General features: G+C 54.1%; 3 protein-coding genes. 2 read left to right on the forward strand and 1 reads right to left on the reverse strand.

Going from position 1 to position 4403, the window contains the following annotated elements; genetic code table 11:
- Positions 1 to 678, reverse strand: a 678-nt coding sequence (truA, locus tag ACR0P9_RS08320; RefSeq protein ID WP_432619123.1) for a tRNA pseudouridine(38-40) synthase TruA, incomplete at its 3' end; no start/stop codon positions are given.
- A 247-nt stretch (positions 679 to 925) separates the two neighbouring features.
- On the opposite strand from truA, the gene ACR0P9_RS08325 reads away from it, so the two are divergent.
- Together ACR0P9_RS08325 and ACR0P9_RS08330 are read left to right on the forward strand one after the other, a co-directional pair.
- On the forward strand, positions 926 to 3637 hold the full coding sequence (locus ACR0P9_RS08325; protein ID WP_432619125.1) for a DNA translocase FtsK: 2712 nt from the start codon (positions 926 to 928) through the stop codon (positions 3635 to 3637).
- Positions 3638 to 3745: 108 nt separating this feature from the next.
- A complete protein-coding gene (locus tag ACR0P9_RS08330) occupies positions 3746 to 4252 on the forward strand; it encodes a flavin reductase family protein (RefSeq protein WP_432619127.1) in 507 nt (168 codons plus the stop codon).
- Positions 4253 to 4403 lie beyond the last annotated feature (151 nt).

Genomic DNA, 4403 nt, shown 5'->3' on the forward strand with positions numbered 1-4403 from the left:
CTGTTCGCGGTCACAGCTCGCCAAAATATTCTGAATCTCTTCCGGCGGGAATTTCCCCTGACCGGCGTACAGCAATGTGCCGGAAATCGCCCGCACCATGTTGTACAAAAAGCCGTCCGCGGAGACGCGGATGCGAACCAGCGCGCCGACGGCATCGACACTGCACGTGAAAACTTCCCGTACTGTTGATTTGACCGGTGTGCCCATCGAGCGAACAGCGGCAAAATCTTTTCTGCCGATAAAATATTGTGCGGCACGCTGCATGGCGTCTACATCCAGAGCATAGGGATAGAAGTAGCTGCGGCTCACCGCAAACGGATCCCGAATTTTTCCCGGAGAGATGAGATATGTGTACTCTTTGCGGGTACAGTTAAATCGTGCGTCAAAGTCATCCGGCACGAGCGTGGCGCCGGATACGGCAATGTCCATCGGAAGATGGGCGTTGACGGCGAGCGGTAGACGATCCATGGGAATGGTGTGCGTGCCGTGAAAATTGGCAACATATCGCCGCGCATGGACACCGGCGTCTGTGCGCCCGACACCGGAAACCGATACTTCCTGTCCCAAGAGGGAGGTGAGTGCTTCGGTCACAGTCTGCTGGACAGAGCTTGCGTTGCGCTGGGTCTGCCAGCCGTGATAGGCAGTGCCGTCATAGCTGAGAATAATGGCTGTATTCAAAGGACAGATTCCTTTCTATGATGAGTAAAAGTATAACAGGAGGCTATTACAAAAGTGTGAACAACGGAGCCGGAAAAGAAAAAAGTTTGAAAACGAATCGGGCTTCTGCGCACACGAGAACAGAAGATTCCTGCCTATATTATAGAATACAGACCTGAGAAGAAAAATGCAACGGTCAATGTGGCATTTTTTCCGGTTTTATGGTACGATAGCAATACGCTATACAAGAAACAGGTGGTATTTTCCCTTGGCAAATACAAAAAAGACAACGACGCGGACGAAAAAAGCCACGTCAAGCAAAAAAACGTCTGCCGGAACGCGGCGGACGACATCTCGAAGCAGCGGCGCAAAAACGACAAATGCAGCAAGTCGCAAACGCACGGGAACAAAGAAGACAAGCACCACGCGGCGCACCGCGCCGAAAAAACAGCCGGAAAGCCCGATCCAAACCGGTCAGGTATGGAACAATGTGACCTTCGGCATTGGACTATTGGTATTGGCCGTGATTCTGGCACTGGCTTTGTGCCAGATGGACGGTGTGCTGCTCACCGGTGTTCTGTACGTAATTGGCGGACTCATCGGCTGGGGAACCAAGCTGTTCTGTCTTGCTTTGTGCGCAGGCGGTATGATTGCGCTGTGTGATTTCCAGCCGGTGCGCCTGCGCGTGACGAGCGCGCTGTTGTTTCCGGTTCTGTGGAGCGCTCTGGCGCAGACGGTTCTCGTCAACCCCGCAATGCCGATTTCTTTTTCCTCAATCATCGAGCTGTGGCACGATGGACAGAGCTTGCATTTGGGCGGCGTGATTGGCGGTATGCTGGCGAGCATTCTCGTGTTTCTGCTGTCGAGTATGGGCGCCAAGATCGTTCTCGTGATGGTCATGGCGTTTTTACTGCTCGTGATATTCAATACGACACCGATGCGCATGTTTCAGCGGCTGCGCGGCATGTTGTATGAGGATGTCGAACAGCTGCGCGAGCAGGACATGACCGTGTCACCGGCGAAGCCGCGCACGGAAGAGGCGGATGACGAAGATCGTACGCAGCTCATCGGACAGACCAGCCTCATGACCAAACTGCGCAATCAGCGCGGCAGCCGCCGGAAGGCAAAGCTGCTCAAGCAGCAGGAACAGGCCGAGCGGGCACAGCAGACGACTGATGAGCTGTCTGAAGAGAAAACGCAAAAGGAAACGGTTAAGCAGACAGCACCGGAAAGCAAGGTGGACAATCGCCGCCGTCTGGCAGAGGTGATGCCTGACCTGACAGAGACCATGCACACGCCGGAGCCGGTACAAGCACAGCGAGTGGAACCGGATGTGCCGCCTTGGGAAGAGGCGGCTGCGCTGGCAGAGCAGCAGGCAGCGGCTCCGCAGGAAGAAAAACGGGCGACAAAAGAGGAAAAACAGCAGGTACATCAGGAAATCGCCCGGGCGATGGACACCCCAGCGGCAGAATATCAATATCCGCCGCTCAAGCTGTTAAAAAGTGCACCGAAAAGCTCGAATACAGACGTTCGCGCCGAACTGCGCGACAGTGCCGAACGATTGGTGGATACGCTGGCATCGTTTGGCATCGATGTACAGATTATTAATATTGTGCGCGGCCCGTCGGTCACGCGCTTTGAGATTCAGATGGAGCGCGGCGTCAAATTTTCGCGTATTACCTCGCTGTCGGATGATATTGCGCTGTCGCTGGGCGCGGATACCGTCCGCATTGCGCCGATTCCGGATAAACTGGCGGTCGGCATTGAGGTGCCGAACCGCACGGTACAGATGGTATCGCTGCGCGATGTCATTGGCTCGAAAGCCTTTGAGACGTCGCGGGCAAGCCTGTCTGTTGCCCTCGGCAAGGACATTACCGGCACGGCACAGGTCATTGACTTGGCAAAGATGCCGCATTTGCTCATCGCCGGTACAACAGGTTCCGGTAAATCCGTGTGCATCAATTCGATTTTGATTTCGCTGCTGTATAAATCTTCTCCGGCGGATGTGCGGCTCATCATGGTAGACCCGAAAATGGTCGAGCTGGGCAATTATAACGGCATTCCGCATCTGCTCATTCCGGTTGTCACGGATCCGAAAAAGGCATCCGGTGCGTTGAGCTGGGCGGTCAGTGAGATGGAGCGGCGGTATGCGCTGTTTGCAGCGTCCGGCGTGCGCGGTCTCAGCGATTACAATGAGCTGGTGCGCCAGCAGCAGGAACAGACACAGGAGCAGCCGACAGAGGACGCAGATGGACAGCAAGTCATGCATCCGCGCATGGAACATCTGCCGCAGATTGTCATTGTCATTGACGAGTTGGCAGACCTCATGATGGTTGCGGCAAAGGAAGTCGAAACCTCGATCTGCCGCATCGCGCAGAAAGCGCGTGCCGCCGGTATGCATCTGGTCGTTGCGACGCAGAGACCGTCTACCGATGTCATTACCGGTCTGATGAAGTCGAATATCCCGTCACGCATTGCGTTTGCGGTGGCGTCACAGGTGGAATCGCGCATTATTTTGGATACTGTCGGCGCAGATAAGCTGATTGGCAAGGGCGATATGCTGTATTCGCCAATCAATCTCAATAAGCCGGTGCGCATTCAGGGCTGCTTTGTCAGCACAGAGGAAATCGAGAATGTCATTCAATATGTGAAGAAAAACGCCGAAGCGGAGTACTCGCAGGAGATTATGGATCATATTGAGAAGCAGTCGGAGAGCGAGTCGGCGGGCGGCTATGATGCCTCGGAAGATGAGGATGAGCTGCTGCCGCAGGCGATTACGATTGTTGTCGAGTCGGGACAGGCATCAGTATCTATGCTGCAGCGTCGGTTGAAGCTGGGCTATGCGCGCGCCGCGCGTCTGGTAGATCAGATGGAGCAGCGCGGCATTGTCGGCCCGTTTGAAGGCTCCAAGCCGCGCCGCGTGCTCATCACGCGCGATGACTGGATGCAGATGCAGCTTCGCGCACGAGATCTGCCGTGATAAGAAATTTGTGAGCGCGTAAAATGCGCAAAATCACTTGCATATTGCGGTGCGAGTATAGTAAGATAACTGTATACACAACAAGAGATATACAAGGAGGTTTTTTCTATGTCTTTCCGCAAGATTGATCCGACCGAGCTGCCGGGCAATGCCATTGATGAAATCTGCAACAAGTGGATGCTGCTGGCTGCCGGCACAGAGAACGATTTTAACTTTATGACCATCAACTGGGGTATGCTGGGTGAACTGTGGTTCAAGCCGGCAATCACCGTGTATGTTCGTCATTCCCGCCACACCTTCGGCTACATGGAGAACAACGACCTGTTCACCGTAACCTGCCTGAAGCCGGGACATGAAGAGGCTCTCAAGCTGGCTGGTTCCAAGTCCGGACGCGACATCGACAAGCTCAAGGAATCCGGTCTGACCAAGACCATGATTGATGGCGTGCCGACCTTTGAGGAAGCAGCATACACCCTCGTGTGCAAGAAGATGTACGCACAGGAGCTGCCGCCGGAGAACTGCACCGATATGCCGATTTTTGAGCACGCATACGATGCACCGGACTACCACAAGATGTATATCGGTCAGATCGTTGCCGCTTACGTCAACGACTAATTGATACAACAGGGTATTGGACGCCCATCCCGCTGGCGGGATGGGCGTTTTTGCGTGTGTCGGAAAGTAAAAGTAAAAAAACAGGAAATTCGTAAAATATTCCGTTTCTTCTTCCGCTCTGCTGTGGTATGATAAAAGCTAAGAAAAACTA

The organism is Butyricicoccus sp., from assembly GCF_050872565.1.
Taxonomy (GTDB): Bacteria; Bacillota; Clostridia; order Oscillospirales; family Butyricicoccaceae; genus Butyricicoccus_A.